4 protein-coding genes and 1 pseudogene are annotated in these 4,088 nt (G+C 70.6%); all 5 read left to right on the forward strand.

The features are described from left to right. A pseudogene (locus tag B9S61_RS36835) lies at positions 1-864 on the forward strand (ATP-binding protein); the annotation flags it as partial. A gap of 207 nt (positions 865-1,071) precedes the next feature. Further along, positions 1,072-1,539, forward strand: a complete 468-nt coding sequence (locus B9S61_RS36840; RefSeq protein WP_103546061.1) for a hypothetical protein — start codon at positions 1,072-1,074, stop codon at positions 1,537-1,539. 89 nt (positions 1,540-1,628) lie between these two features. After that, positions 1,629-2,531 carry a bifunctional DNA primase/polymerase gene (locus B9S61_RS36845; protein WP_103546062.1) on the forward strand — a complete coding sequence of 301 codons (903 nt, stop codon included), beginning with the start codon at positions 1,629-1,631 and terminating at the stop codon, positions 2,529-2,531. Continuing rightward, complete coding sequence (locus tag B9S61_RS43065) at positions 2,528-2,884, forward strand: hypothetical protein (RefSeq protein ID WP_258040063.1); 357 nt, start codon at positions 2,528-2,530, stop codon at positions 2,882-2,884. The genes B9S61_RS36845 and B9S61_RS43065 overlap by 4 nt, the downstream gene beginning before the upstream one ends. Then, the coding region (locus B9S61_RS36855) for a phage/plasmid primase, P4 family (protein WP_103546064.1) at positions 2,881-4,088 on the forward strand (1,208 nt) is incomplete at its 3' end. The genes B9S61_RS43065 and B9S61_RS36855, both read left to right, overlap by 4 nt.

The raw sequence follows: 4,088 nt of genomic DNA on the forward strand, positions 1-4,088 counted from the left end.
ACCCTGATCCAGGGGCCGACGGATGAGCACGTGATCCAGGTGACCGAGATGGTGGAAGGTGCGGTGGATGAGATGAACCGCCGGCTCCAGGCCCCACCCGGCACCACCTTCCCGCCGCTCATCGTGCTCGTGGATGAGGCGCAGATGGCGTTCATGTGCCCGGTCAAGGATGAGGACAAGCGCCCCTACGGCGGGTCCAAGGCGAACAGCCGCTACTACATGGCCGTCCGCAAGATTCACAATCAGGGCCGTGTGGTGAACGTGCTGATGTGGCAGGGCACTCAGGACCCGACCAACGAGAACCTGCCCAAGCTCGTGCGCGAGGGCGCCCACACCCGCGCCTCCCTCGCCCTCGGCACCGAGTCACAGGCCCGCATGGCGCTCGGGGACAAGGCCATCGACGGCGGCGCCGCCCCCAACCTGCTCCGGCCCGGCCTGGACCGCGGAACGCTCGTCGTCGCCTCCGACGGCATCACGATCCCGGCCGGACAGTCGTCCATCACGGTGCGCACGCACTACATCGACGACGACGCAGCCACCGCCATCACTAACCGGGCCAAGGCCCTGCGCGACGGCGTCACCACCCTGCACGCCATCGACCGGACCACCGAGCACGACCCGCTGGCCGACATCGCGGCCGTCGTCGGCGACGCGGCCCGCGTCCGCACCAAGGACGTGTTGGCGCGGCTCGCCACCCGGAACCCGGGCGCCTACGGCGAGTGGTCGTTCATCGACCTCAAGCGCGTGCTGGACGACGCCGGCGCGGAGCCGTACAAGTCCGACGGCGTCATGGTCGTCGCCCGCGACCGCGTCGCCCGCGCCCTGACCAACCGCAACGGTGAGGGTTCCGCTTCCTCCGAATGACGGCAGGGAGCCGACCACGTGCGGGTCAGGGAGACAGGGAGAACTCCCTAACCGCCTCCCTGACCCGCCTCCCTGGCCCTGACCTGCGCGAATGATCGTTCAGGGAGTCAGGGAGGCCCGCAGGTCACACCCCCCGAACCCCCCTCCAGAGCGCCCCCACAAGGGGGTGCCGTCGCCTCCCTGGCCCTGCGCCGGAAGGGATTCCGCATGTACCCCGAACCTGCCCACCACGCGCCCGCCGAACGGGCCGTGACCACCTACCAGCCCACCCCGATACCGCCGCCCGTCGTCGTCCAGCCGGCGCCGGTCGTCCCGGTGCAACCGGGCACCGTTCCGGCGGTGGCGAGCATCGTCCTGCCGGACGGCCGTGTCGTCACCGGCTACGCCATCGACCACCCGCAGCCGTCCCCGGTCGTCGCCAAGCCAGCCGTCTCTCGCACGGCGGTGAACGTCGCCCTCGGGGGCGTCGGGTTCCTCGCGGTGTGCGGCGGGCTGCTGCTGCTCACCTCGTTCATCGCGGCCCTGACCGCGTTCATCGGTCAGCTCATCATCCTGGCCGCCGTCGTCTTCGGCGGATGGATCGCCGTCCAGATCCTCGGAACCAGCGACCACCGCGGCGGGACCACGGTGAACATCCGCCGGGCCGTCTTCAAGCGCAACCACTTCCCCAGCTAGCCACGCCAAGGGCGGCCCCCGCTTCCGCCAAGAAACACGGGGCCGCCCTTGTCACCCAGCACCCTTCGACAGGACTGGAGACCTCCAGCATGACCCAAGACCCCCGATCCGCGCTGCTGTCCGCAGCGCTGGACGCCGCCGAACGCGGCTGGCACGTCTTCCCGTTACGGCCCGGCACCAAGCGGCCCGCCCTGCACGGCGAGAAGACATGCACCCGCACCGGCCCGTGCGCGGCCGGCCATCTGAAGTGGGAGCAGCGTGCCGCCACCGACCCGGACCGTATCCGAGCCGCCTGGTCGCAAGCCGCGTTCAATGTCGGTATCGCGACCGGCCCCTCGGGGCTGGTCGTGGTCGACCTGGACGTGCCCAAGGACAAGGGCAGTTCGGACGCGCCTTGCGGCGCGGCGACCTTCGCAGCGCTCTGCGAGCGCGCCGGCCACCCCACCCCGGCCACCTACCGGACCCGGACCGCGAGCGGCGGGACACACCTGTACTTCACCGCCCCGCCCGGCGTCCGGCTGACCAACACAGCAGGAAGCATCGGCCCGTTGGTCGACACCCGCGCGCACGGCGGCTACGTCGTCGCCACGGGCAGCACCACCCCCGCCGGACAGTACGAAGCTCTGTGCGCCCCTGTGGCCGCTCCTCTGCCCGGATGGCTGCACAGCATCCTGCAACCGGCCCCCAAGCCGCTTGAGGCGCCCTCAGTGGCCACAGCGGGGCAATCCCGCCGATACGCGGACACCGCACTTGCCGGTGAGGTGCGGAACGTGGCGGGCGCCGTCACCGGCGGACGCGAAGCCGCTCTCTTCCGCGCGGCGCGAGCCCTGGGACGGTTCGTCGCGTGGGGCGACCTTCCCCGGAGTGTGGTTGAGCAGGCTCTTCAGGAGGCGGGGGAGGCGGCCGGTCTCACCGTTGCCGAGTGCCGGTCGACTCTGCGCAGCGCGCTGAACTGGTCGATCGCCCACAACCGGCAGAGGGGGACGGCATGAGCACCCCTTCCCGCCCCCCTCTGAAGAGCATCACCAACACCCCGACCGGCTCGCACGCCGCCGAACCGGGCAGCGTCCGGCCGACCGTGGGCGAGCCGAAAGGCGCCGCCCGCAAGGGCGTCACTTCTGCTGTTCGCCCTCACCCGCCACGGGGAGACGGACGGTTCCCCGTGGCGTGGCTGCACATCAGCGCGCCCAAGGGCGCCGTACCCACCGCGACCTCGCGGTGCCTGTGCGGCCGGGACCGCAGCGCCGTCGGACACCGACGCGTGCTCGCCCTGATCACCGACCACACCGCCCACCGCGACACCTGCCCGCTCCGCACCCCCCAGGAAGGGAGGCACGCGGCATGACCGAGCCCACCGCCACCGAGGAACTGCCGCCGCCGTCCAACCCCCTGTCCGTCGCCCGCCGTCTCCTGCCCGACTGGCAGACCGAGGACGGACAGCTTGTGTGCCGGCGCTGGCGTGCATCGTGGATGCGCTGGACGGGAACATGCTGGCGCGAGACGGACGACGCACAGATCCGCGCCGCCATGTACACCCGGCTTGAGCACACGGTCTTCCAGACCCCCGGCAAGGACGGACAGCCCGAAAATCGCGACTGGGCACCGACCAAGCAGAAGATCGGCAACCTGCTTGACGCCCTCGGGGCCATCACCCTGCTGCCCACCGACACCGACGCCCCCGCCTGGATCGACGACCAGGGCGACACCGGGCAGGACCACGGCCCCATCGTGGCCTGTGAGAACGGGTTGCTGCGCATCCAGGATCGGGCGCTTCTGCCGCACGGCCCCGGGTTCTTCAACCTGGTCTCCGTGCCGTTCGCCTACGACCCCGACGCCACCGCGCCGACCTGGGAACGGTTTCTCACGCAGGTCTGGCCCGAGGACCCCGAAGCTGTCGCCGCGCTTCAGGAGTGGTTCGGCTACGTCCTGTCCGGCCGCACCGACCAACAGAAGATCCTGCTCATCGTCGGCCCCTCACGCTCCGGCAAGGGCACCATCGCGCGCGTGCTCAAAGAGCTGGTCGGACGGGAGAACCTTGCCGGGCCCACCCTCGCCGGACTGGGCACGAACTTCGGCCTGTCCACCCTGGTCGGCAAGCCCCTCGCCGTAATCTCCGACGCTCGCCTGTCCGGCAACGACAACAGTCAGGTCGTCGAGCGGCTGCTGACCATCTCCGGTGAGGACACCATCGACATCGACCGCAAATACCGCGCGGTGTGGACCGGCAAGCTGCCCACCCGGCTGGTGGTCCTGTCCAACGAGCTGCCGCACTTCGGCGACTCCTCCGGCGTCATCGCCAAACGGTTCATCCTGCTCAGCATGCGCACGTCGTGGCTGGGCAAGGAAGATCCCACCCTGTTCGACCGGCTCACCGCAGAGATGCCCGGCATCCTCAACTGGGCACTGGAAGGGCTCGCCCGCCTCCAGCGCAACGGACGGATCACCGAACCCCCCTCCAGCCGTGAGGCCGTCACCACCATGCAGGACACCGCCTCACCCACCAGCGCGTTCGTCCGCGAACGCTGCACCACCGGACCCGCGTGCACGGT

This window comes from Streptomyces sp. SM1 (genome assembly GCF_002910825.1).
Lineage (GTDB): Bacteria > Actinomycetota > Actinomycetes > Streptomycetales > Streptomycetaceae > Streptomyces > Streptomyces okerensis.

Coding starts and splice junctions, on each gene's coding strand:
- B9S61_RS43065 (WP_258040063.1), top strand. CDS start 2,528: ATGAGCACCCCTTCCCGCCCCCCTCTGAAGAGCATCACCAACACCCCG.
- B9S61_RS36840 (WP_103546061.1), top strand. CDS start 1,072: ATGTACCCCGAACCTGCCCACCACGCGCCCGCCGAACGGGCCGTGACC.
- B9S61_RS36845 (WP_103546062.1), top strand. CDS start 1,629: ATGACCCAAGACCCCCGATCCGCGCTGCTGTCCGCAGCGCTGGACGCC.